This is a genomic window from Wenzhouxiangella psychrophila, assembly GCF_042310375.1.
Classification (GTDB): domain Bacteria; phylum Pseudomonadota; class Gammaproteobacteria; order Xanthomonadales; family Wenzhouxiangellaceae; genus Wenzhouxiangella.
Map to the genome: position 1 here is coordinate 1 of NZ_JBHJMQ010000011.1, position 21,810 is coordinate 21,810.

15 protein-coding genes and 7 tRNA genes are annotated in these 21,810 nt (G+C 62.8%); 18 read left to right on the forward strand and 4 right to left on the reverse strand.

Features of this window, described 5'->3' with window-relative positions; all coding sequences use genetic code 11:
* Window positions 1–26: 26 nt before the first annotated feature.
* From ACDC66_RS12910 to ACDC66_RS12925, 4 genes are all read left to right on the forward strand, one after another.
* Window positions 27–117: transfer RNA gene (locus ACDC66_RS12910), tRNA-Ser, on the forward strand.
* A gap of 269 nt (window positions 118–386) precedes the next feature.
* Window positions 387–1,352 (forward strand): Gfo/Idh/MocA family protein, encoded by a 966-nt coding sequence (locus ACDC66_RS12915; protein ID WP_376697148.1) that lies wholly within the window; start codon window positions 387–389, stop codon window positions 1,350–1,352.
* Window positions 1,349–2,455, forward strand: coding sequence for a DegT/DnrJ/EryC1/StrS family aminotransferase (locus ACDC66_RS12920; RefSeq protein WP_376697149.1), 1,107 nt, complete (start codon window positions 1,349–1,351; stop codon window positions 2,453–2,455). Before ACDC66_RS12915 ends, ACDC66_RS12920 begins: the two co-directional genes overlap by 4 nt.
* A 47-nt stretch (window positions 2,456–2,502) precedes the next feature.
* Window positions 2,503–3,132 carry a bifunctional 4-hydroxy-2-oxoglutarate aldolase/2-dehydro-3-deoxy-phosphogluconate aldolase gene (locus ACDC66_RS12925; RefSeq protein ID WP_376697150.1) on the forward strand — a complete coding sequence of 210 codons (630 nt, stop codon included), beginning with the start codon at window positions 2,503–2,505 and terminating at the stop codon, window positions 3,130–3,132.
* Window positions 3,133–3,449: 317 nt separating this feature from the next.
* Here the strand turns inward: ACDC66_RS12925 and ACDC66_RS12930 are convergent, their stop codons facing one another.
* The 3 genes from ACDC66_RS12930 to ACDC66_RS12940 all read right to left on the reverse strand — a co-directional run bounded on the left by ACDC66_RS12930 (window position 3,450) and on the right by ACDC66_RS12940 (window position 9,311).
* Entirely contained in the window at window positions 3,450–4,862 is a 1,413-nt protein-coding gene (locus tag ACDC66_RS12930) for a dihydrolipoyl dehydrogenase (protein ID WP_376697151.1), read from the reverse strand.
* A 43-nt stretch (window positions 4,863–4,905) separates the two neighbouring features.
* The gene (locus ACDC66_RS12935; protein ID WP_376697152.1) at window positions 4,906–7,095 is read right to left on the reverse strand and encodes a TonB-dependent receptor; all 2,190 of its coding nucleotides are present in this window, start codon (window positions 7,093–7,095) and stop codon (window positions 4,906–4,908) included.
* A 74-nt stretch (window positions 7,096–7,169) separates the two neighbouring features.
* Window positions 7,170–9,311: a cytochrome D1 domain-containing protein gene (locus ACDC66_RS12940; protein WP_376697153.1), complete on the reverse strand. Its 2,142-nt coding sequence runs from the start codon at window positions 9,309–9,311 to the stop codon at window positions 7,170–7,172.
* Window positions 9,312–9,526: 215 nt separating this feature from the next.
* On the opposite strand from ACDC66_RS12940, the gene ACDC66_RS12945 reads away from it, so the two are divergent.
* The 14 genes from ACDC66_RS12945 to ACDC66_RS13010 all read left to right on the forward strand — a co-directional run bounded on the left by ACDC66_RS12945 (window position 9,527) and on the right by ACDC66_RS13010 (window position 20,749).
* A tRNA-Arg gene (locus tag ACDC66_RS12945) sits at window positions 9,527–9,603 on the forward strand.
* A 310-nt stretch (window positions 9,604–9,913) separates the two neighbouring features.
* Entirely contained in the window at window positions 9,914–11,140 is a 1,227-nt protein-coding gene (locus tag ACDC66_RS12950; RefSeq protein ID WP_376697154.1) for a hypothetical protein, read from the forward strand.
* 42 nt (window positions 11,141–11,182) lie between these two features.
* Window positions 11,183–11,259, forward strand: a tRNA-Pro gene (locus ACDC66_RS12955).
* 240 nt (window positions 11,260–11,499) lie between these two features.
* A complete protein-coding gene (locus ACDC66_RS12960) occupies window positions 11,500–11,910 on the forward strand; it encodes a group I intron-associated PD-(D/E)XK endonuclease (RefSeq protein WP_376697155.1) in 411 nt (136 codons plus the stop codon).
* Window positions 11,911–12,109: 199 nt separating this feature from the next.
* Window positions 12,110–12,185 (forward strand) — tRNA-His (locus ACDC66_RS12965).
* A 5-nt stretch (window positions 12,186–12,190) separates the two neighbouring features.
* Window positions 12,191–12,266 (forward strand) — tRNA-Lys (locus ACDC66_RS12970).
* Window positions 12,267–12,336: 70 nt separating this feature from the next.
* Complete coding sequence (gene tig, locus ACDC66_RS12975; protein ID WP_376697156.1) at window positions 12,337–13,617, forward strand: trigger factor; 1,281 nt, start codon at window positions 12,337–12,339, stop codon at window positions 13,615–13,617.
* Window positions 13,614–14,219 carry an ATP-dependent Clp endopeptidase proteolytic subunit ClpP gene (gene clpP / locus ACDC66_RS12980; protein WP_376697157.1) on the forward strand — a complete coding sequence of 202 codons (606 nt, stop codon included), beginning with the start codon at window positions 13,614–13,616 and terminating at the stop codon, window positions 14,217–14,219. The genes tig and clpP overlap by 4 nt, the downstream gene beginning before the upstream one ends.
* A 59-nt stretch (window positions 14,220–14,278) precedes the next feature.
* Window positions 14,279–15,538, forward strand: a complete 1,260-nt coding sequence (gene clpX, locus ACDC66_RS12985) for an ATP-dependent Clp protease ATP-binding subunit ClpX (RefSeq protein WP_376697158.1) — start codon at window positions 14,279–14,281, stop codon at window positions 15,536–15,538.
* Window positions 15,539–15,659: 121 nt separating this feature from the next.
* Window positions 15,660–18,074 (forward strand): endopeptidase La, encoded by a 2,415-nt coding sequence (gene lon / locus ACDC66_RS12990; protein WP_376697159.1) that lies wholly within the window; start codon window positions 15,660–15,662, stop codon window positions 18,072–18,074.
* Between the two features lie 184 nt (window positions 18,075–18,258).
* Entirely contained in the window at window positions 18,259–18,531 is a 273-nt protein-coding gene (locus ACDC66_RS12995) for an HU family DNA-binding protein (protein ID WP_376697160.1), read from the forward strand.
* Between the two features lie 14 nt (window positions 18,532–18,545).
* Window positions 18,546–18,621: transfer RNA gene (locus tag ACDC66_RS13000), tRNA-Val, on the forward strand.
* A gap of 6 nt (window positions 18,622–18,627) precedes the next feature.
* Window positions 18,628–18,704: transfer RNA gene (locus ACDC66_RS13005), tRNA-Asp, on the forward strand.
* A 137-nt stretch (window positions 18,705–18,841) separates the two neighbouring features.
* Window positions 18,842–20,749 (forward strand): SurA N-terminal domain-containing protein, encoded by a 1,908-nt coding sequence (locus ACDC66_RS13010; protein WP_376697161.1) that lies wholly within the window; start codon window positions 18,842–18,844, stop codon window positions 20,747–20,749.
* 151 nt (window positions 20,750–20,900) lie between these two features.
* On the opposite strand, the gene ACDC66_RS13015 is transcribed toward ACDC66_RS13010, so the two are convergent.
* Window positions 20,901–21,686, reverse strand: a complete 786-nt coding sequence (locus ACDC66_RS13015) for an enoyl-ACP reductase FabI (protein WP_376697162.1) — start codon at window positions 21,684–21,686, stop codon at window positions 20,901–20,903.
* Window positions 21,687–21,810: the final 124 nt, after the last annotated feature.

Here is a 21,810-nt window from a genome sequence, read left to right on the forward strand (position 1 = left end):
CCGCGTGTTCGCGGGCCGAACAATACGGAGAGGTGGCAGAGTGGTTGAATGCGCCGGTCTCGAAAACCGGTAACGGGTTTTCCCCGTTCGAGGGTTCGAATCCCTCCCTCTCCGCCACTTTGAAAGTACAGCGTTGTGGCGTTTGAGACGGAGCTATTGCCCCTTCGGGATTCGAACCCGATCAAGAGGGATCGAACCGAGCCGAAGGCGAGCTCGCTGACGCGAAGCGTCAGCCCGAAGGGCAAGCCCGCGGAAGCGGGCGCAGCAATCCCTCCCTCTCCGCCACCCTTTACACGATCGTTCCACACCCGCAAGATGGCGCTATCGGGTCCGAACCAACGGGAGGCCGGCCGATCAGGCCCTGATGATATGCCGGACCAGTCACCATGAATCGGATCAAATGTGCCGTCATCGGCGTGGGCTACCTGGGCCGCTTCCACGCCCAGAAATACGCCGCGCTGGACAACGCGGAACTCGTTGCAGTCGTCGATATCGACGAACAGGCGGCGCAACAATCCGCTCGCGACTGTGACTGCCGCGCACTGACCGATTATCGCGACGTCATCGGCCAGGTCGAGGCCGTCTCGATCGCCGTTCCCACCGTTCGTCACTACGACATCGCCCGTGATTTTCTGGAAGCCGGTGTCCACGTGCTGCTGGAGAAACCGATCGCCAGTACCCTCGACGAGGCCCGTGCGCTGACGCGACTGGCAAGAGAGCGCGGCGTCGTATTCCAGATCGGTCATCTCGAGCGCTTCAATGCCGCCTTCCTCGATCTGGGTGGTTTCCAACTCAACCCGCTGTTCATCGAGTCGCACCGTGTCGCTCCCTTTAAGCCACGCTGCACCGACGTCAATGTGGTGCTCGACTTGATGATTCACGACATCGACCTGATCCTGGGCATGGTCAAGAGCCCCGTGCGCTCATTGGCAGCCAACGGCACCTCGGTGCTTTCCGACGAACTGGATATCGTCAATGCCCGGCTGGAGTTCGAGAACGGCTGCGTCGCCAACGTCACCTCCAGCCGCGTGAGCGTCAAGTCCGAAAGGCGCATGCGCATCTTTCAGCCCGAGGCCTATATTTCCATCGACTTCCAGAACTGCGGCCTGGCCGTGCACCGTATAGGCGACCGCGAGATGTTTCCGGGCGTTCCGGAGATTCTGCGCGAGGAATCGTCGTTCGAGGAAAACGATGCGCTCAAGCGTGAAATCGAGTCGTTCGTCTCGGCTGTCCGTGATGGCACTCCGGTGGTCGTGACCGGCGAGGACGGCCTGCGTGCGCTGGAGACGGCCATGCACATCAGTGCCATGGTTGACGGCGCGCCGGTGACCGGGGAAGTGCGTTCGGCATGAAGCCGATCCCCATGGTGGATCTCGGCGCGCAGTACGAGCGCCTCAAGCCACAGCTCGATGCCGCCATTGCCGAAGTCATGGCCGGAACGCGTTACATCCTGGGTCCGAATGTCCAGGCCCTGGAGGTCGAATTGGCCGAATACCTGGGTGTGCGTCATGCATTGAGTTGCGCCTCCGGCACCGATGCACTTCATCTGGCGCTGCGTGCGGCCGGGGTCGGCCCCGGCGACGAGGTGATTACGACGCCGTTTACCTTCATCGCTACAGCCGAGGCGATCTGCTACTGCGGCGCCGAGCCGGTATTCGTCGACATCGACCCGCGCAGCTTCAACATCGATCCCCGAGGCGTGGCCGCTGCTGTCACCGAGCGAAGCAGGGCAATCCTGCCCGTTCACTTGTTCGGCCAGCCGGCGGACATGGCGGCCCTGCGGTCCATCGCCGACGAACATGAGCTGGGGATCATCGAAGATTGTGCCCAGAGTTTTGGTGCGACCATCGACGGCCGGCAGACCGGGGCTTTCGGCCTGGCCGGCGCATTCAGCTTCTTTCCCAGCAAGAATCTCGGTGCCTGCGGCGATGCCGGGTTGGTCACGACCAGCGACGATAGGGTAGCCGACGACGTCCGCATGCTGCGCAATCACGGCCGGCGAGTGGATGGCTACGAGCACGAGGTGGTCGGCTACAACAGCCGCCTGGACGAAATCCAGGCCGCGATCCTGCGTGTCAAGCTCACCCACGTCGAGGAGTTCAATCGGCAACGTCGGCGCGTGGCGGCATACTATCGCGAGCAGCTGTCGGATTCCGGACTGGAGCTGCCCTTCGAAGAGGACCGCGGCCGACATGTCTATCACCAGTTCACCACCCTGGTGCCGGACGGCCGGCGCGATGCGATTCAGGCAGGGCTCAAGCAGGCCGGCATCGCCAGCGCCGTTTATTATCCGACACCGCTGCACCGTCAGCCGGCGTTTTCCGGCTACAGTCGAGCGGGTTCCCTCGCTCACAGCGAAGCGGTGGCCGCACGCTGCCTGTCGCTGCCAATCTTCCCGGAAATGACCGAGAAACAGATCGAGCGGGTGGCGGAGAGTTTGAAGGCCGCTCTCTGAAGCGCGTATTCTGCCCCTGAACCTTGAACCCTGAAACGTTGAAGCCCATGACCCCAAACGATTTCGTCCAGCAGCTCGGCCAGCTCCGAGCTTCCGCTATCCTTCGCACCGACGACGCCGATGCCGCGCAGAAAGCCATGGAAGCGGCCATTCGCGGCGGTTTCCGAATCTGCGAATTCACGCTTACCGTTCCCCGCGTCTACGAGTTGATCGCCGACTTTTCGAAGCGCTATCCGGATGTGGTGTTCGGAGCAGGGACGGTGTTGACGGTCGAGGAGGCCGAAAAGTCAGTGGAAGCCGGGGCGAAATTCCTGGTCTCGCCGGTCACCGACGAGGTGGTCATCGAGGCGGCGTCTCGCCTGGGCGTGGCAGCGATGCCGGGCACGCACACGCCGACCGAGATGCTGCGGGCACATCGCGCCGGCGCGGGCTTGCAGAAGCTGTTTCCAGCACCCGGCATCGGCCCGGATTTCGTGAAGGCCTGCCTGGGACCGATGCCGTTTCTCAATATCGTGCCCACGCACGGCGTTACGGAAGGCAATGCCGCCGACTGGCTGGCCGCCGGCGCGCACGCAATCGGCTTTGTGGCCCCGCTGTTCGACCCGCAGCTTGTGGCAGCGGGTGATTTCGAGGGGATCGAGGCGCGGGCCGGGCGCCTGCTGGCAGCGCTGGGCTAGCGGAGCCGATCGAGCGCCGCAACGAACGGCTCGACGGGTCGCGCCAGGCCTTCGTTGCGCTCTGCGATGCGGCCGTCCGGTCAGTTGTTCCAGTCGAAAATCATTGCCCGCCTGCGTGAGCCACTCGGCATCGAGATGAAACAGGGAGTGTCCGTGGGTCACGTCCCCGGCGTGTGGTTGGCGTGCGCATCGTGACCGCCATGTTCGGCATGCGGTTTTTCGGGAAGAAATTCGTCGCGTTCGAGGGGCTTGCGACGAGCAGACGGGAAAACTTGCCGGGACCGCGGATTGCGGCGCTCAATCCGCATCAGTCGGGATCAGTCGCCGGGCAGCACGTCGTCTCCATCCTGGCACAACGGCAGGTCGGGCCGGCGCTTGCGCTCGGGAAGCTGGCGGCGAATATCGTGGAGGGCGGTGCGCATGCCTTCCTCGAGTACGGGGTGATAGAAGGGCAGCTGCAGCGCCTCGATCACGTTCACTTGCTGCTGGACCAGCCAGGCCAGTTCGTGAGCCAGGTGCTCGGCGCCGGCACAGGCCATTTCGGTGCCGACCAGGCGGCCGTTGGGGTCAGCGTACACCTTCATCAGGCCGTGCTCGTAGCCCTTGATGATGGACCGGCCCTGACGGCTGAAGTCACACTCTCCGATGAGGTTGTCGTCGGAAAGATCGTCACGGCGCAGTCCCGCCCAGGCCACCTGGGGCTCGGTGAAGACGATGCCCATGGGGGTTCGCCGGCTCATGCACTCCGCGTCGGGGTGCAGGGCGTGCCAGGCTGCCAGTCGTCCCTCGTCGGCGGCCTCGTGCATGATCGGCCGGATGCCGTTGATGTCGCCGGCAAACCAGACCGGCGCGTCGCCGGCGCGCAGGCTGACGGGGTCGATCTGCGGCAGACCCTGGTCGTCTGTCGGTACATCGAGTCGGTCGAGTCCGAGCTCCTCGATCGGAGCGCGACGGCCGATGGCGGCGATCACGAGATCGACTTCGATCCGCTCCTCACCGAAGTGGATGGAAACCCCGTCCGGCGCGGGCTCAGGCTGGGCATCGTCGCCCAGGTGGAGATGCAGCTCACCGCTTAAAGCCTCGCGCATGACGTCGTTGATCTGGTGGTCCGCGATCCCCGCCAGGCGCCGATCACGGCCGAACAGGTGGACCTCCGAGCCGAGCATGGACAGGCCCTGTCCGATCTCGCAGCCGATGGCGCCGGCGCCGATCACGCCAACCCGCAGGGGAATGTCGGGCATCTCGAACAGATCGTCGCTGGTCAGCAGCCGATCACCCAGCGCTCGCCAGGGTTCCGGGACGAAGGGTTGGGTCCCGGCGGCCACGACGAAGGCCTCGGCGCTGTAGCGTGTGCCGTCGACCTCGAGGCCGTCGGGCGCTACAAAGCGCGCGGCGCCGCGAACGAAGCGTTCCCCCATCTTGTCCACAGCACGAACGGGACCGGCGGTAAAACGATCCCGCAGTTCGCGCACGCGTTGCATTACTGCCGTGCTGTCGAGTTCGCCGCATGCCCCGGTCAGCAGGCCGTCGCGGTGGAGATGGCGGGCGGCCCGGTGGTCGAGGGCGATCTGTAGCAGCGACTTCGACGGCATGCAGCCGACCCGGGCGCAGGTCGTCCCCAGCGGGCCGGGGTCGATCATCAGGATATCGTCGGTGAAATCGCGTGCCTGTTTCCAGGCGCTGAGGCCGGCGGTGCCGGCCCCGAGAATGATCAGTCGATGATGCGGCATGTCTGGTCCTCGAAACAGCAATCAGGAAACCAGATTACCGCGTTCAATGATGCCAGGTGAGGCTGAGCATTCCCCAGCGCCCCGGTTCGGCCAGCAGGGGCAGGGTCGGATCGTCGGGTGTGCGGCCCAGTACCTGGCCCGTGCGCCAGTACTGACGGTCGGACAGGTTGAACAGGCCCAGGCCGATTTCCAGGTCCCGGCGCGGGAACCAGCGCGTCAGCCAGTCGACCGTCGTGTAGCCCGGCGGGGAGAACAGCGGCTCGTCTTCCTCGTCGACCAGTTCGCGCTGGCCCCGTGTCGCCGTGGCAACAAGGCGGGTATCCAGACTGCCGTCGGGCGACTGCCAGCCGAGCTCGGCAATCAGGCTCGGCGGCGAAATGCCGGGCAAGTTGCGACCGGTGTCGCGGTCTTCGCCGCGCGACCATTCGCCGGCCAGCTCGGCGCTGAAACCGGCCCCGAGGCGCTGTCGCCAGCGCAGCTCTCCGCCTTCGATGCGAACGCGGTCCCGGTTGATCGACTGGAACAACAAGAAACCGGAAGCCGGGTCGAAGCCCAGCGGTGCCCGGGTCTGGATGAAGTTCTTGTAGTCGTTGCGATAAAGCGCCAGCTCCGTCAGCGTATCGGCACCGCGCCAGCGCAGGCCGGCTTCCAGCGTGCGCCCTTTCTCGGGGTCGAGGTCCGGGTTGGCGATCGCGCGGACCCGGAACTGCGGCAGCTCCAGGCCGATATTGACGTCCTCGAAAGGCGGGGCGCGCAGGCCGCGAGCGTACTGGGCGAAGAATTCCATGCGTTCGCCCATGGGCCAGACAAGTCCCAGCCTGGGCAGCCAGCTGCTGGTGCTCAGCTCGGTTGTCTCGGCGTCGGGAAACGACGATTCGAACAGCGGATCGTCGAGTACGGAGAGATCGTAGTACTCGTAGCGGATCCCGGGGCTGAGCGTGGGGCCGTCTTCCCACAGGCGGATTTCGTCATGCAGGTAGACGCCCAGTTCGGTGATCTCGCTGCGCGGAAAATCGCGCAGCGGGAAGCTTTCGCCAAGGACGGTGCGAGTCGATTCTCCGGTGGTCAGGTTGGTCTGCAGGCTGTCGCGCTTGCTGACGACTTCCGATCGACTCAGCTCGAAACCGTAACCCAGGCGCTGCGAAAGCCCCAGTGCGTTCAGGTCGGATTCCAGATCGGTACCGACGCCGGTCGTTTCCTGCCGGAATTCGAAGCGCCGAAATACGTCGACCGGCGGCTCGGCGCCGGGTCGTTGGTCATCCGTTCGCTGGAGAACGTCCGCCTCCTGGCGCCAGATCCGCCAGTGGCCGCGGCTTACCGGTCCGATGGGTGCCAGCTCCTGGTCAAGCAGGATGCGCCACTGGTGGCGCCGATCGTCGCCCAGCAGTGCTTCGGTCGCCGCAAATCTACCCTGGCCGATCATCGCCCGTATGTCGGCGTCGCGCGTCTCGCGCATGCCGTCAAGCGTCAGGCGGATGCGACCTTGATTGGTGTCCAGGCCGCTGCGCACGAGCACCGCGTGATGATCACGATCGAGGAGGTCCAGCGGAACGTCATTCGGTCGGCCGGCAACATCGGTCTCGGAGGAACGCTGGGCTGCGCCCGCGATGAGCATGTCGAAGTCGCCCTTGCGGAAGGCAGTGGCCGCCGTGAGCCGGGCGCGGTCGCTGTCGGTGGCGCCCCGCAACCCGATCCGGGTGCCGCGCCTGCCGTCGGTAATGATGTCGTCGGCGTCGATGGTCGTCACGGCCACGACACCGCCCAGTGCCTTCGAGCCGTAAAGCGTCGAGGCCGGGCCGCGCAGGATTTCGACGCGTCGGGCCATCCCGAGTTCGAGCAGGCCGCGCCCGGTGTTGGCGAAGTTGCCGATGTCGAACTGGTCGGAGACCGGTACGTTGTCGATCACGACGGCGGTGCGGTTGCCGCCGATGCCGCGGATGCGAAAACCGTTGAAGCCGAAGCGCGTGCCGCCCCCGTCGAGCGCCACGCCGGGCTCGTAGCGCACCAGGTCGGCGGCGTCGAACACCATGTCGCGGGACAGTCGTTCTTCACCGATGACGGTGACGGTGCCGGCCACCTCGGAAAGTTGGCGCGGCTGGCGGTGGGCGACGACGGTGATCGGATCCAGTTCGTACTTGTCTGTTTCCCTGTCAGCCTGCGCTTGCCCTTCGGGTTGGGCAAAGGCGTTCGGCGTGAACAACAGGGCGATCAGAATGAAGCTCGTTCGATGCATTTTTGCTCGTCTCTATATCGAAGCGCCCCGGAGGACCGGGGCGCTGGGTCAATGCATTGTGCAAGGCGGTTCGGTCAGTAGATTTCCTTGCGCGTGTTGTAGTTGTTGAACTTGCCGGTCGGCGTGACGATGCGCTCGCCCTTGATGACGTGCTTGAGCTCGCGCGTCTTGTCGTCGACGATGACGATCGCCGATTCCTCTTCCATGCCCGACCAGACTGAGAACCAGACCTCGTCGCCGCCCTTGTTGTACTCGGGCTGGACGATACGCTTCGGTCCGGGCCCCAGATCGGCCCATTCCGCGATCGGCAGAACCTCGTAGCCGGCATCCAGGTCGTTGATGTCGAACACTGCGATGCTCTGGGCCTTGTCTTCGTCCGGGTGCAGCGGGGTGTCGACCCACAGGTTGGTCGACTCCGGGTGCGTCTTGACGAACAGCGAGCCGCCGCCCTGGCCTTCGAGTACCTGCACGGCCTTGAAGGCGTGCTCCGGATGGTTCTCCGGATCCGTGCCGATGAGCGTGATGTCGGCGTTGCCCAGGGCGCTGGTGACCCAGACCGGCCCATACTCGGGATGGACGAAGTTGGCGCCGCGGCCCGGGTGGGGGATACGCTCGACATCGACCAGGGCTTCGAGCTCGCGATCCTTGGCGTCGACCACAGCGATCTTGTCGGACTCGTTGGCAGCGGTGAGGAAGTAGCGCCCGCTGGCGTCCCAGCCGCCGTCATGCAGGAAGGGGGCCGCGCCGATCGTGGTGACCTGCAGGCTGTCGATGTTCTCGTAATTGACCAGCAGGATCTGCCCCGTCTCCTTGACGTTGACGATGAACTCCGGGTGCTGGTGCGAGCCGACGATGGCGGCCACGCGCGGCTCCGGGTGGTACTCCTGCGTGTCGACCGTCATTCCGCGGGTGGAGACGATCTTCTTCGGCTCGAGCGTCTGGCCGTCCATCAGCACGTAATGCGGCGGCCAGTAGGCGCCGGCGATGGCGATCTTGTCCTCGTAGCCCTTATAGCGCGAGTTCTCGACCGAGCGTGCCTCCATGCCGATCTTGATCTCGGCAACGACCTGCGGCGGATCCATGTAGAGGTCGATCAGGTCGACCTTGGCGTCGCGGCCGATGGTGGTGAAGTAGCGGCCTGAACTCGAGGCGCGCGAGATGTGCACGGCATAGCCGGTCGGCACGAAGTTGACGACTTCCTTGCTGTCGCCGTCGATGATCGCGACCTCACCGGCATCGCGCAGCGTCACGGCGAAGAAGTTGTCGACGTCGTAGTCATGCTGCGGGGAGTCCGGGCGGTCTTCGGGTGCGACGTGGACGGTCCAGCTGTCGGTCATCTCCGGCATGCCCCATTCCGGCGGCTGCGGCGGATCGTGCTGCAGGAAGCGCGCGAGCATGTCGATCTCCTCGTCGCTGAGCTCGCCCGAGGTGCCCCAGTTGGGCATGCCCGCCGGCGAGCCGAAGTTGATCAGCGCCTTGAGGTAATCGGACCCCTTTTCCTGGGTGATGTCGGTGGTCAGCGGCTTGCCGGTCGCGCCCTTGCGCAGAACGCCGTGGCAGCCGGCGCAGCGTTCGAAGTAGATCTCCTGCGAGCGCTCGAACTCTACCTCGGTCATGTCCGGGGCGCCGGGCGTGACCACCTGCTTGCCCCCCTCGATGGGCGAGGGCGCGCCGCGGTAGGCCATTTCGCCTTCAGAGGCTCCGGAGTGGCGCTCGCCCTCGGCCCGGTCGGTCAGGCCCAGCTCGACTCGCTTGTTGGCGACCTGATCCGTGCTGACGCTGGCGTCGTCGTTGCCCCAGGTCTTCATCACGAAGGTGACGATGTCGGCCACTTCCTGGTCGGAGAGGTAGCTCATCGGCGGCATCACACCGTTGTAGGTCTCGCCGCCGACATCGATTTCACCGGAGCGCCCCGACAGGACGTTCTCGATCACCATGCCGGCGTTGTCGACGATATTGGGATTGTCGGCCAGCGGGGGGAAGGCGCCCGGCAGTCCGGACCCATCGGCCTGGTGACAGGACTGGCAGTGCGTCTTGTAGCCTTTCTCGCCGGCGTCCATGTCCCCTGCGGCCGCCTTGGCGACCTCGGCGGAATGCACCTCGGTATCGTCCTGAGAGGATGCGTTTGGTGACGTATCGGCACCGCAGGCCGTGGTCACGGCCAGCGATAAGCCGATCGCCCCGAGCCAGTGGGTGATGTAAATCGGTCTGTTCATGATGTCTGCCCTCCATGGGTGTCTCGGCAAGATGCCTGCGTCCATATTAAATGCGTCAGAAATACACCTTTTGAGCCAGATCAAAAACGCCCCTCTTTTCGTACTGGATTGATCTCGCGAAAATATGCCCCTGATACTCATATTGCCACAAAGCGAATTCGGCTATCGACCTTGACAGCGCCGACCCCGTTACCGATAATGCCCCGCTTCACAACGCGCCTGTAGCTCAGCTGGATAGAGTACCTGGCTACGAACCAGGCGGTCGGAGGTTCGAATCCTTCCAGGCGCGCCAAATAACGAAAAAGCCCCGCTTCGTGCGGGGTTTTTTCGTTATTTGGCGCACCTGGAAGGCCCCATTCGGTTCTCCCAGGTTCGAACCGAGCGGCGGGGCGCGTTAGCGGCCCGGCGCGAGTTCGCTGAAGTGCCAAGCGCTTCAGCCCGAAGGGCAAGCGGCCGCAGGCCGCGCAGCAACCGAGCCGCGCGAGCGGCGAGCTCAACGCAGCGAAGCGAAGTTAATCCTTCCAGGCGCGTCCCCCTCAGCCTGAAGGGGCAGTTGTAGTACCTTAAGTGGTGAATTCGAAACCGCACGGCGAAACGAACCAATGCCCTTCCTGCTCCGAACAATCCAGTCATTCGCGTTGGCACTGCTGCTGGTGCCGGCATGCTTGCCCGCTGCGCAAACCGAAGAACTCCGAAGCCCCGCCGGCCCCGACAGCCTGGCGCCGTCCTTCGCTTCACTCGGTGATGGCAGCCTGGTTCTGACCTGGCTCGAGCCCACGGGCGAGGGCCACGCTTTGAAGTTCTCCGTGCTCGACGGGGACGAATTCGGGCCCGCACGGACGATTGCCAGCGGGGAGAACTGGTTTGCCAACTGGGCCGACACGCCCGGCCTGTTCGTGCTTCCCAATGGCGATTGGGTGGCGCACTGGCTGGTCAAGTCCGGCCCGTCGACGTATGCCTATGACGTCGTTTCGGCGCGCTCTTCCGATGGCGGCGAGAGCTGGAGCAATCCGGTTTCGCCGCATCGCGATGGTACGCAGACCGAGCACGGGTTCGTCAGCTATTTCGCCGAATCCCCCGGTGCCGCCGGCATGGTCTGGCTGGACGGTCGCCGCATGGCCGATGAGGAGGGCGAGGGCGCGATGACCCTCCGCACGGCTGCCGTGTCGGCCGACGGGGGGCTGTCGGATGCGGCACGGCTCGACGAGCGGGTCTGTGACTGTTGCCAGACGGCTTCGGCCATGACGTCGCAAGGGCCGATCGTGGCCTATCGCGACCGAAGCGAGGACGAAATTCGCGACCACTACATTGTGCGGCGAACGTCGGACGGCTGGAGCGAGCCGCAGCTTCTGCACGCCGACAACTGGCGCATCGGCGGCTGCCCGGTCAACGGTCCGGCCATGATCGCCGACGGTGAGCGTGTGGCGGTGGCCTGGTTCACCATGCCGGAGGGGAAAGCGCGCGTTCATGTCGCCACTTCCGGCAACAGCGGTCAGAGCTTCGAGCTTGCCGACACCCTGGGGCAAGGTTCGGCGCTCGGGCGAGTGGATCTGGCACTGACGACGCGAGGCTTCGTGCTGGCCTGGGTTGACCAGGTGGATCGGTCCGGCGAGTTGGTCGTAATCGGGTATGGCTGGGGCGGTCAGGAACTCTGGCAGCATCGAATCGGGGGGGTCGACACCGGCCGTGCCATCGGCTTCCCGCGCCTGGGTCTGCTGCAAGGTTGCAACCCTGTGGTGGCCTGGACGGGCCGCGAAAAAGGTGTACAAAGGGTCCGCATTGCGCGCATTGATGCGGACCGGGCCTGCGAAGACGGTTCTAACGGTTGACCAGTTGGGGCCGAGTCCGTACCATTGACCGGCTTGGAATGTCGGGGTGTAGCGCAGCCTGGTAGCGCAACTGCTTTGGGAGCAGTAGGTCACAGGTTCAAATCCTGTCACCCCGACCAAGCTAAAGAAAGGCGCCCGTAGCTCAACCGGATAGAGCATCGGCCTTTGGGCGTGGCGGATGTATCCGCCACATGGAAGGAGCCCCTGTCGGAAAACAGGAACCGGCAGGGTGGACTGCACTGTAACGGGGAAACCTTAACGGCTGGAATTCCAGGCCGATGGCAATCCCGTGGAAACCAGCGGTCAACTCCTGCGGAGGTGTATACTTGTACAGTAGTTCACGAGGTTAGTGGAGTGCCGTGCATCACACCAAGCAGAAGGGTGACCTGGGAGTCTTGAAGGCTCAACTCGATCTTTTCGAGCAGGGGTTCACGATATTGAATCCCATGACGGAACACGCCCCGTTCGATTTGGTGGCGTATCGAGATGGAGTGTTTCATCGAGTTCAGGTGAAACACAGAAAGGTTGACTGCAACGGCAAGATCGAAATCAAGTTCTCGACTTGCTGGGCGGATCGGAATGGAACGCACTCTGTTCCGATCGACAAGGACGAAGTCGATCTGTTTTGTGTTTACTGTCCTGATACCGGTGAATGCTACTACCTTGATCCGAAGTGGTTCGAATCGAGTGCCAGTTTGAGGGTAGAGGCTCCCAAGAATGGTCAGCAAAAGGGCGTGCGACTCGCCGCTGACTTTCGCAGGGTTCCGTAGAGACTATACGTGCGGCGCCTGAGATGGCGAAGAGATAGTCCAGACCACAAACCCCGGGAATCCGGGGGCCGCGAAAGCGGTAGCTGGTACGCTAAGCCGACGGTTGCAGGTTCGAGTCCTGCCGGGCGCGCCACCCCGCTGCTGAACGGGTTATAATTCAGGATTGCCGGCCGCGGGTCGGTGGACAATTTGTTTGATGGTGGGCGTAGCTCAGTTGGTAGAGCACTGGATTGTGGCTCCAGAGGTCGCGGGTTCAATCCCCGTCGCTCACCCCACCCGAGGGCCGTTAGCTCAATTGGTAGAGCAGCTGACTCTTAATCAGTAGGTTCGGGGTTCGAGTCCCTGACGGCCCACCAATTCTGCAGCTGGCCGGGTTCACCGACCGGCTTCACTCAATACAGACTGACACTTCTAAAAGACACGAACATGCAGGTATCCGTAGAAAAGACCGGCGATCTCGAGCGGCGAATGACCGTTCAGGTGCCCGGCGACAGCATAGACAGCAAGGTTTCGGGACGTCTCAATGAGCTGCGTCGCCAGGTGCGGCTGAAGGGGTTTCGGCCGGGACGCGTGCCGATGAATATCATCCAGAAGCGTTACGGCGAACAGGTGCGCGACGAGATCCTGCAGGAAGTGATGCAGTCGAGCCTGCAGGAAGCGATCGGCGAGCAGCAAATGCGCGTCGCCGGCGTCAGTCGTATCGAACCCAAGCCGCGCGAGGACGAGGGTGACTTCGAGTTCACCGCCGAGCTGGAGGTGTTTCCCGAAATGCCCGAGATCGAGGTTGCCGATCTCGAAATTGAACGGCCGGACGTCGAGATTTCCGAGGAAGACATCGACAACATGATCGAAACGCTGCGCGAGCAGCGTCGTACCTGGAACGAAGTCAGTCGCGCTGCTGAAGAGGGCGATCGGGTGCGTCTGGGCTATGTGGCCGAGCTCGACGGCGAGACGATCCCGGATGTGGGCGAGCACGAAATCGCACCGGTGCTCGGCCAGTTGTCTTCCTTCCCGGAGCTCGAGGAGCTGCTGCGCGGCGCTCAGGTGGGCGACGAGAAGGAGGCCGATTTGACGTTTCCGGACTCGTATCGCCACGAAAGCCTGGCCGGCAAGACCGCCCCGGTGAAACTGCGTGTCAAGGCGGTCGAGGAATCCGAAGCACCGGAGATCGACGACGCTTTCGCCGAGAGTTTCGGTGTCGAAGGCGGCGTCGAGCAAATGCGCGCCGACGTCAAGAAGAACCTGGAGCGCGAAATGCGCCAGGCCGTTACCAATCGCGTCAAGCAGGCGGTGACGGATGGACTGGCGGAGCGTTACGGCGACCTCGGTCTGCCTGCCAGCGCAGTCGACCAGGAAGCGCGCCAGATGCAGGAGCAGCTGCAGCAGCAGACCGGCCAGCAGCCGCCGCCGGCCGATCAGTTCCGCGAAGGCGCCGAAAAGCGCGTTCGCCTGGGGCTGCTCCTGGCTGAAATCGCCCGCCAGCACGAGATTTCGATCGACCCGGCCAGAGTACAGGCCAAGATCGAGGAAATGGCCGAAACCTATGACCAGCCCGAGCAGGTGATCGAACTTTACCGCTCCGAACCGCGTCTGATGGATCAGGTCGAGAACATGGTGCTCGAGGAACAGGTGGTTGACTGGGTGCTTGAAAACGCCGAGGTCAGCAACAAGACCATGTCATTCAATGAGTTAATGGGTCAGGCATGAACGAGAAAGCGCTCAATCTGGTCCCGATGGTCGTCGAGCAGTCCGCTCGCGGCGAGCGGGCCTACGATATCTATTCCCGCCTCCTCAAGGAGCGGGTCATCTTCATCGTCGGCCCGATCGAGGACTATGCGGCCAACCTGATCGTCGCGCAGCTGCTCTACCTCGAGTCGGAGAATCCCGACAAGGACATCAACATCTACATCAACTCGCCCGGCGGATCGGTGACGGCCGGGCTGGCCATTTACGACACCATGCAGTTCGTCAAGCCCGACGTGGCCACGATGTGCATCGGCCAGGCTGCCAGCATGGGCGCTCTGTTGCTCGCCGCCGGGGCGAAGGACAAGCGCTATGCGCTGCCTCATTCGCGCGTGATGATTCACCAGCCGCTCGGCGGCTACCAGGGTCAGGCGTCGGATATTGATATTCACGCGCGCGAGATTCTCAAGATGAAGGACACGCTCAACCAGATCCTGGTCAAGCACACGGGGCAGGATATGGAGACGATCGAGCGCGATACCGACCGAGACAAGTTCATGTCGGCCGAGGACGCTCGCGAATATGGCCTGGTGGACGATGTTCTCAGTGATCGGCACTCACAGTAGCCGAAGGCATTTTCGGTTAAACTCGACTCTATGAGTGGAATCGGCAAAACGTACGCATCATGAGCGAATCCCCCAGCGACGGCAAAATTCTCTACTGTTCTTTCTGTGGAAAGAGCCAGCACGAGGTGCGCAAGCTGATTGCGGGTCCCAGCGTCTATATCTGTGACGAGTGCGTCGAGCTGTGCAACGACATCATCCGCGAGGAGCTCGAGGGCGCCGGCGAAGCCGAGCGCGAGGAGCTGCCGACGCCGCATGAAATCCATGATTTCCTCGATGGCTACGTCATCGGGCAGCAGCCGGCCAAGAAGGTGCTTTCGGTGGCGGTCTACAACCACTACAAGCGCCTGGAGTCCTACAAGCATCGCGAGGATGTCGAGCTGGCCAAGTCGAACATCCTGCTGATCGGCCCGACCGGCTCGGGCAAGACCCTGCTGGCCGAGACGCTGGCGCGCATGCTCAATGTGCCGTTCACGATCGCCGATGCCACGACTCTGACCGAAGCCGGCTACGTGGGCGAGGACGTCGAGAACATCATCCAGAAACTGCTGCAGAAGTGCGACTACGATGTCGACAAGGCGCAGCAGGGCATCGTCTACATCGACGAGATCGACAAGATTTCCAAGAAGGCCGAGAATCCCTCGATTACCCGGGATGTATCCGGCGAAGGCGTGCAGCAGGCGCTGCTCAAGCTGATCGAGGGCACCATGGCGTCCGTGCCCCCTCAGGGCGGGCGCAAGCATCCCCAGCAGGAATTCCTGCAGGTCGACACCCGCAATATCCTGTTCATCGTCGGCGGTGCCTTCGCCGGTCTGGACAAAGTCATCCAGGAGCGGTCACAGTCCGCCGGCATCGGGTTCCACGCAGAAGTTCGCAATCCCGAGACCGAGGATGTATCGAAAATCCTGACCGAGGTCGAGCCCGAGGACCTGATTCACTACGGCCTGATCCCCGAGTTCGTCGGCCGCCTGCCGGTGGTCGCTACCCTGACCGAGCTTGACGAGGAGGCGCTGGTGCGCATTCTGACCGAGCCGAAGAACGCCGTGGTCAAGCAGTTCCACAAGCTTTTCGAAATGGATCATTGCGAGCTCGAGGTTCGCGACGACGCCCTACACGCCATCGCTCGCAAGGCCATGGCCCGAAAGACAGGCGCACGCGGCCTCCGCACCATCATCGAGAACGTGCTCCTCGACGTCATGTACGACCTGCCGTCGACCCAGAATGTCGCCAAGGTTGTCGTCGACGAGGCCGTGATCAACGGCGAGTCCGCTCCCTACCTGATCTACGAAAACCAGCCCCAGCGCGCCGGCGCGGAATCCTGATTCCGTACCACCAAGGATTTGCCCGCCGGGTTGAATAGACCCGGTTCGGCGCCAATATCTGATACCAGTTCACACCAGGCTGGCCGGGTTGCCCGGCCCGCATCGAATCCAGAGAGACTCCATGGCCGACTACGACGTCAGCAATCCGAGTGCACCCCGTCAGCCCGTGCCAGTTCTGAGCCTGCGCGACGTGGTGGTTTATCCGCATATGGTCATTCCCCTGTTCGTGGGCCGCGACCGCTCGGTCAGCGCCCTCGAGGAGTGCATGAATGTCGACAAGCAGATCCTGCTGATCACCCAGAAGAACCCGGAAGTCGAAGAGCCGGGCCCGGAAGACTTGTTCGACTGCGGCACCATGGCCACGGTGCTGCAGATGCTTCGTCTGCCCGACGGCACCACCAAGGTCCTCGTCGAGGGCGGCCAGCGCGTGCGTGTCGATGAACTGGACGACAGCGGTGAATACCTTGCCGCTCGCTACTCCTCGCTGGAAGACGAAGAGGAGGATTCGCGGGCGCTCGAGGTGACCACGCGCAGTCTGACCAACCTGTTCGAGCAGTACGTCAAACTCAGCCGCAAGGTGCCGCCGGAACTGATGACCACGCTGTCGGGCATCGAAGACCCGAGCAGGCTGGCCGATACCATCGCCGCGCACCTCGCGGTGCGCATCGAGGACAAGCAGCGCGTGCTCGAGATTGCGCCGGTTTCCGATCGCATGGAGTTCCTGATGGGGCTCATCGAGGGCGAAATCGACGTCCTCAAGCTCGAAAAGCGGATTCGCGGTCGGGTCAAGAACCAGATGGAGAAGAGCCAGCGCGAGTACTATCTGAACGAGCAGATGAAGGCGATCCAGAAGGAGCTCGGCGATCTCGACGAGTCGGGCAACGACCTGGGCGATCTCGAGGCGAAGATCGAGAAAGCCGGTATGCCCAAGGAGGCGCTGGAGAAAGCCCGCACCGAATTCAACAAGCTCAAGATGATGTCGCCGATGTCGGCCGAAGCCACGGTGGTGCGCAACTACCTGGACTGGATGCTGATGCTGCCCTGGAAGAAGCGTAGCAAAATCAGCCACGACATCAAGGCTGCCTCGGACATTCTCGAGGCCGATCACTACGGGCTCGAGCGGGTCAAGGATCGTATTCTCGAATACCTGGCCGTGCAAAAGCGCGTCAAGAAGCTCAAGGGCCCGATTCTTTGCCTGGTCGGGCCGCCGGGCGTGGGCAAGACCTCGCTGGGTCGTTCCATCGCCAGGGCCACGGGCCGCAAGTTCATCCGCATGAGCCTGGGCGGCGTGCGCGACGAGGCCGAAATTCGTGGTCATCGCCGTACTTATATCGGCTCGCTGCCCGGCCGCGTGCTTCAGAGCCTGAGCAAGGTCGGCACCCGTAATCCCTTGTACATGCTCGATGAGCTCGACAAGATGTCGATGGACTTCCGAGGCGACCCTTCATCGGCATTGCTCGAAGTGCTCGACCCGGAGCAGAACAACACCTTCTCTGATCACTACCTGGAAGTCGATTTCGACCTGTCGGAAGTGATGTTCATTGCGACGGCCAACTCGCTGCACATTCCGGCGCCGTTGCTCGATCGCATGGAGATCATCCGGATTCCCGGCTACACGGAAGACGAGAAGCTCAACATCGCCACGCGCTATCTGCTGCCCAAGCAGCTTGAGCAGCACGGCCTCAAGGAAGGCGAACTGCAGATCAGCGAAGGCGCGATTACCGACATGATTCGCCATTACACGCGTGAGGCCGGCGTGCGTAATCTCGAGCGAGAGATCGCCAAGGTATGCCGCAAGGTGGTCAAGCAGCTGAGTATCGACGACAAGCTCAAGAAGCGCCATGTGACCGTCCAGAACCTCGACAAGTACCTTGGCGTGCGCCGCTTCCGATACGGTCGGGCAGAGGAGCAGAACGAAATCGGGCAGGTCACTGGCCTGGCCTGGACCGAGGTCGGCGGTGAACTGCTGCAGATCGAGGCGACGGCCTTGCCGGGCAAGGGCAAGCTGACGCACACGGGCCAGCTTGGCGACGTGATGAAGGAATCCGTGCAGGCGGCACTGTCGGTGGTACGATCCCGCGCGGCCGCGCTGGGCATCCCCGAGGACTTTCACCAGAATCGCGATTTGCACGTGCACGTTCCCGAGGGCGCCACGCCCAAGGACGGGCCCAGCGCCGGCATCGCGATGGTTACCGCTCTGGTTTCCGTACTGGCGAATATTCCGGTCAAGGCCGACGTGGCCATGACCGGAGAAATCACCCTCAGGGGCAAGGTGTTGCCCATAGGCGGGCTCAAGGAGAAATTACTGGCCGCGCTGCGTGGTGGTATCCGCCTGGTGCTGATTCCCGAAGAGAACATGAAGGATCTCGAAGAGATTCCCGACCGCATCAAGAAGGGTCTGGAAATCCGGCCGGTCAAGTGGATTGACGAGGTGCTCGAGCACGCGCTGGCTGGCATTCCGTCGGCCGATCAGGCGGCTGAAAACGAGGCTGCCAAGGGTGGACGTGATTCAACTACGGGTGTAAGAGCGCACTGAATGCCCATTTGACGGCCTTTTCGGGGGTTTTTCTCCCGCAGGCTATTGATGCAGGGGTGTGCGTGATATACCATCGTTGACCAACAGACGGTCGGTTGCTGCCCATGGGGGTCGACTCACGCAGCAGCGCGGGGACTGGCCGCTGCCACCCACTAATATAGATAATGTCTGGAGCGACAGTAATATGAATAAATCCGAACTGATTGAAGCAATCTCTGATTCTGCTGGACTGTCGAAGGCTGACTCCCAGCGCGCGCTGGATTCCACCATCGAGTCCATTACCAAGGCACTGAAGAAGGGAGACACGGTGTCGCTGGTTGGATTCGGCACTTTCTCTGTCAAGAAGCGCGCAGCTCGCACCGGCCGCAATCCGGCCACCGGGGAGACGATCAAGATCAAGGCGTCGAAGACTCCTGCATTCAAGGCTGGTAAAGGCTTCAAAGACGCGATAAAATAACGGGCTTGTGCCCGGGGTGCTTAGCTCAGCTGGGAGAGCATCGCCCTTACAAGGCGAGGGTCGGAGGTTCGAGCCCTCCAGCACCCACCAGGATTAGGAGTGGTAGTTCAGTTGGTTAGAATACCGGCCTGTCACGCCGGGGGTCGCGGGTTCGAGTCCCGTCCACTCCGCCAACTAATCTGCAGGGCGCCCGCTGGGCGCCCTGTTTGTTTCTGACAACCTAACTAGTGCGGTCGCTACTCGGCAGGCAAGCTGAGTGCCTGCCGAATAGCGACCGCATCAGTTAACCAACCGGGGTCTTTCAAGGATCATGCTTCAGGTCATTCGTGAACGCGTAACCGGGATCGTCGCCATTTTCGTGCTCGGCCTGCTGGCCATCCCCTTCCTGTTTTTCGGTCTCGATAGCTACATGGGGGGCGGCGTTTCGCAAAACGCCATTGCCACGGTCGGCGGCACCGATATTTCGGCCAGCGAATTCGAGACCAGTTTCGCCCAGTATCGTGCGCGCCTGCGCGACCAGCTCGGCGATCGGTACAGCGATATCGACACCAACCAGCCGGCTGTCCGACGCGAGCATCTGGAGCAAATGATCGATCAGGTTTTGCTGCGCCAGTACGCCGAGGACCTGGGGCTGCGGGTCAGTGATCGTGCCGTCGCCGAGATCATCCGGGGTATTCCGGCGTTTCAGATCGAGGGACAGTTCAACCCGGATGTCTATCAGCAAGCGCTTCGAGGCGCGGGCGAAACGCCCCGCAGTTTCGAGCGTGATCTGCGCGATGATATCCAGACCAGTCTCGTGCCTCAGGCCGTTTCGGAGTCGGCTGTGGTAACCGAGACCGAGATTGATCGCATGATCAGCCTGCAGGGGCAGACACGCCAGGTCAGTTTCATCCAGATCGATGCCGCCCAGTTCGAGCAGCAGGTGGAAGTGACCGAGGCAGACATCGAGACCTACTACGAGGAAAACCTCGACTCGTTCACGAGCGAAGAGCGCGTTCGGCTGGCCTACGTCGAGCTTCAGCCCGAGGCGCTTGTCGAGGAGGCTTCGCTCAGCGAAGAGGAACTGCGACAGCGTTATGAGGCGGCCAAACAGCGCTATATGACGCCCGAAGCGCGGCGTGCCTCGCACATCCTGATTGCGTCCGGGGAAGCCGGTGACGAGACCTCTGCCCAGGCCCGGGCCGAGGAGTTGCAGGAGCGCATTGCCGATGGCGAGTCATTCGAGGAACTGGCCGCCGAATATTCGGATGATCCTGTATCGGCCGAGCAGGGCGGCGATCTCGGCTGGATCGAGCCCGAGGATATGGTCGGCGCATTCGAAGATGCCCTTTATGACCTGAGTGATCCGGGTGATGTATCCGAGCCGGTCGAAACCCAGTTTGGCTGGCATCTGATCCGGCTCGACGAAATCCGGCCGCCGGAAGGCATGAGTTTTGAAGAGGCGCGCCAGGAGATCCTCGATGAACAGCTCCAGCGCCAGCGCGAGGAGCTCTATATCGAGCTGTCCGAACGCATGGTCGACCTCGTCTATGCCGACGACAGCAGCCTGGAGCCGCTGGCCGATGAGCTCGACCTGGAGATCAAGGAAACCGACTGGTTCAGCCGGTCCGGTGCCGAAGATGGTATCGCCTCGAACGAGGAAGTGGCCGAAGCTGCCTTCTCCGACCTCGTGCTGCTCGACGAGGCCGTCTCTGACCCGATCGAAATCGATCGCAATCACATGGTGGCCGTTCGGGTGATCGAGCACGAACCGGCCGAGCCGCGGCCGCTGGAAGAGGTTTCAGACCAGATCCGGCAGCGTCTGATCACTGAGCGTACTCGCGAGATGGCCCGGGAACGTGGCGAATCACTTCGCGAGCAGATTGTCTCGGGTGAGGCGACGCTCGAAAGCCTGGCCGAGGCCGAGGATCTGGAGCTCGTCTCGGTTGAGTCGCTGGGTCGGCGGGACTTCCAGCAAGGCCCGGGCTTCGTGCGGGAAGTGTTCCAACTGAGCGCGCCGGGCGAGGAGCCCTCGCTGCATGTTCTGGCCCGTCAGGGCGGGCAAGCACTGGTGCGCCTCGAGGGCGTCCAGCCGGGCAATCCCGCCGAAGCGGGCGAGTCGGAGCGTGAGATGGTACGCCGGCAGCTTCGCACGAGTCGTACGCAGGAGGCGATCGAGGGACTGCTGGCGCGGTTGCGCGAGGAGACCAGGATCAGCGTGGACGAAGAGCGGCTCTGACGTCCTGAAAGGGTTCAGGGTTCAGGGTTCAGGGTTCAGGGTTCAGGAGAAAGCCGGGCGATGCCCGGCTTTTTTTCGTTGCAGCTATCTGGTTTGCCGAAAGAAGCCCCTGAAAGAGCAGCGAGTGGGCAATAGCCGTTCAGCGACTTTTTTACTCAAGTCCGGCCATGCCGACGATGTTATAGCCCCCGTCGACATAGGTAATCTCGCCGGTGATGCCGGCGGCCAGGTCGGAGCACAGAAAGGCGGCGGCGTTGCCAACATCTTCCTTCGTGATATTGCGGCGGATGGGCGAGGTTTCCTCGACGTGGTCAAGCATGCTGCGCAGCTTGGAGACGCCCGAGGCGGCCAGGGTCTTGATCGGGCCGGCGGAGATGCCGTTGACCCGAATTCCCTCGCTGCCCAGGCCGTGGGCCAGGTAGCGCACCGACGCCTCGAGCGAGGCCTTGGCCAGGCCCATGACGTTATAGCTGGGCATCGCGCGTACCGCACCCAGATAGCTTAGCGTGAGCATGGCGCCGTTGCGGCCCTCCATGAGATGGCGCCCCGCGCGCGCCATGGCGGCAAAGCTGTAGCTGGAAATATCGTGCGCGATCCGGAATCCTTCGCGGTCGATGACGTCGGCGAACTCACCCTCGAGTTGTTCGCGCGGTGCGTAGCCGACGGCATGCACGATGATATCGAGTTCGCCCCATTCCTTTTCGATGGTTTCGAATACGGCCTGGATCTGCTCGTCGCTGCCGACATCCAGCGGCATGACCAGTTTCGATCCGGTCTGGTCGGCGATCTTCTGGACGCGCGACTGCAGCTTTTCGTTCTGGTAGGTGAATGCCAGTTTCGCGCCTTCGCGATGCATCGCTTCACCGATGCCCCAAGCGATCGATCGCGGGCTGGCGACACCCACGATCAGGGCCTTCTTGCCTTCGAGCATGCCCATAGATGGCAATCCTTGTGTCGTTGTTGGAGGGGGACGATTGTAACGGTCCCTGAAGGAACTGTCGCGACGGCGCAAGCAGCCTGTGTTAATATGCAGACCGATCGGTCGGTCGGGTCGGCGCCTG

What these genes read in the sequence shown, in the direction of transcription:
- ACDC66_RS13010 (WP_376697161.1), top strand. Translation starts at nt 18,842, where the DNA reads ATGCTTCAGGTCATTCGTGAACGCGTAACCGGGATCGTCGCCATTTTC.
- ACDC66_RS13015 (WP_376697162.1), bottom strand. Translation starts at nt 21,686, where the DNA reads ATGGGCATGCTCGAAGGCAAGAAGGCCCTGATCGTGGGTGTCGCCAGC.
- lon (WP_376697159.1), top strand. Translation starts at nt 15,660, where the DNA reads ATGGCCGACTACGACGTCAGCAATCCGAGTGCACCCCGTCAGCCCGTG.
- clpX (WP_376697158.1), top strand. Translation starts at nt 14,279, where the DNA reads ATGAGCGAATCCCCCAGCGACGGCAAAATTCTCTACTGTTCTTTCTGT.
- ACDC66_RS12995 (WP_376697160.1), top strand. Translation starts at nt 18,259, where the DNA reads ATGAATAAATCCGAACTGATTGAAGCAATCTCTGATTCTGCTGGACTG.
- tig (WP_376697156.1), top strand. Translation starts at nt 12,337, where the DNA reads ATGCAGGTATCCGTAGAAAAGACCGGCGATCTCGAGCGGCGAATGACC.
- ACDC66_RS12940 (WP_376697153.1), bottom strand. Translation starts at nt 9,311, where the DNA reads ATGAACAGACCGATTTACATCACCCACTGGCTCGGGGCGATCGGCTTA.
- ACDC66_RS12950 (WP_376697154.1), top strand. Translation starts at nt 9,914, where the DNA reads ATGCCCTTCCTGCTCCGAACAATCCAGTCATTCGCGTTGGCACTGCTG.
- ACDC66_RS12915 (WP_376697148.1), top strand. Translation starts at nt 387, where the DNA reads ATGAATCGGATCAAATGTGCCGTCATCGGCGTGGGCTACCTGGGCCGC.
- ACDC66_RS12920 (WP_376697149.1), top strand. Translation starts at nt 1,349, where the DNA reads ATGAAGCCGATCCCCATGGTGGATCTCGGCGCGCAGTACGAGCGCCTC.
- ACDC66_RS12930 (WP_376697151.1), bottom strand. Translation starts at nt 4,862, where the DNA reads ATGCCGCATCATCGACTGATCATTCTCGGGGCCGGCACCGCCGGCCTC.
- clpP (WP_376697157.1), top strand. Translation starts at nt 13,614, where the DNA reads ATGAACGAGAAAGCGCTCAATCTGGTCCCGATGGTCGTCGAGCAGTCC.
- ACDC66_RS12925 (WP_376697150.1), top strand. Translation starts at nt 2,503, where the DNA reads ATGACCCCAAACGATTTCGTCCAGCAGCTCGGCCAGCTCCGAGCTTCC.
- ACDC66_RS12935 (WP_376697152.1), bottom strand. Translation starts at nt 7,095, where the DNA reads ATGCATCGAACGAGCTTCATTCTGATCGCCCTGTTGTTCACGCCGAAC.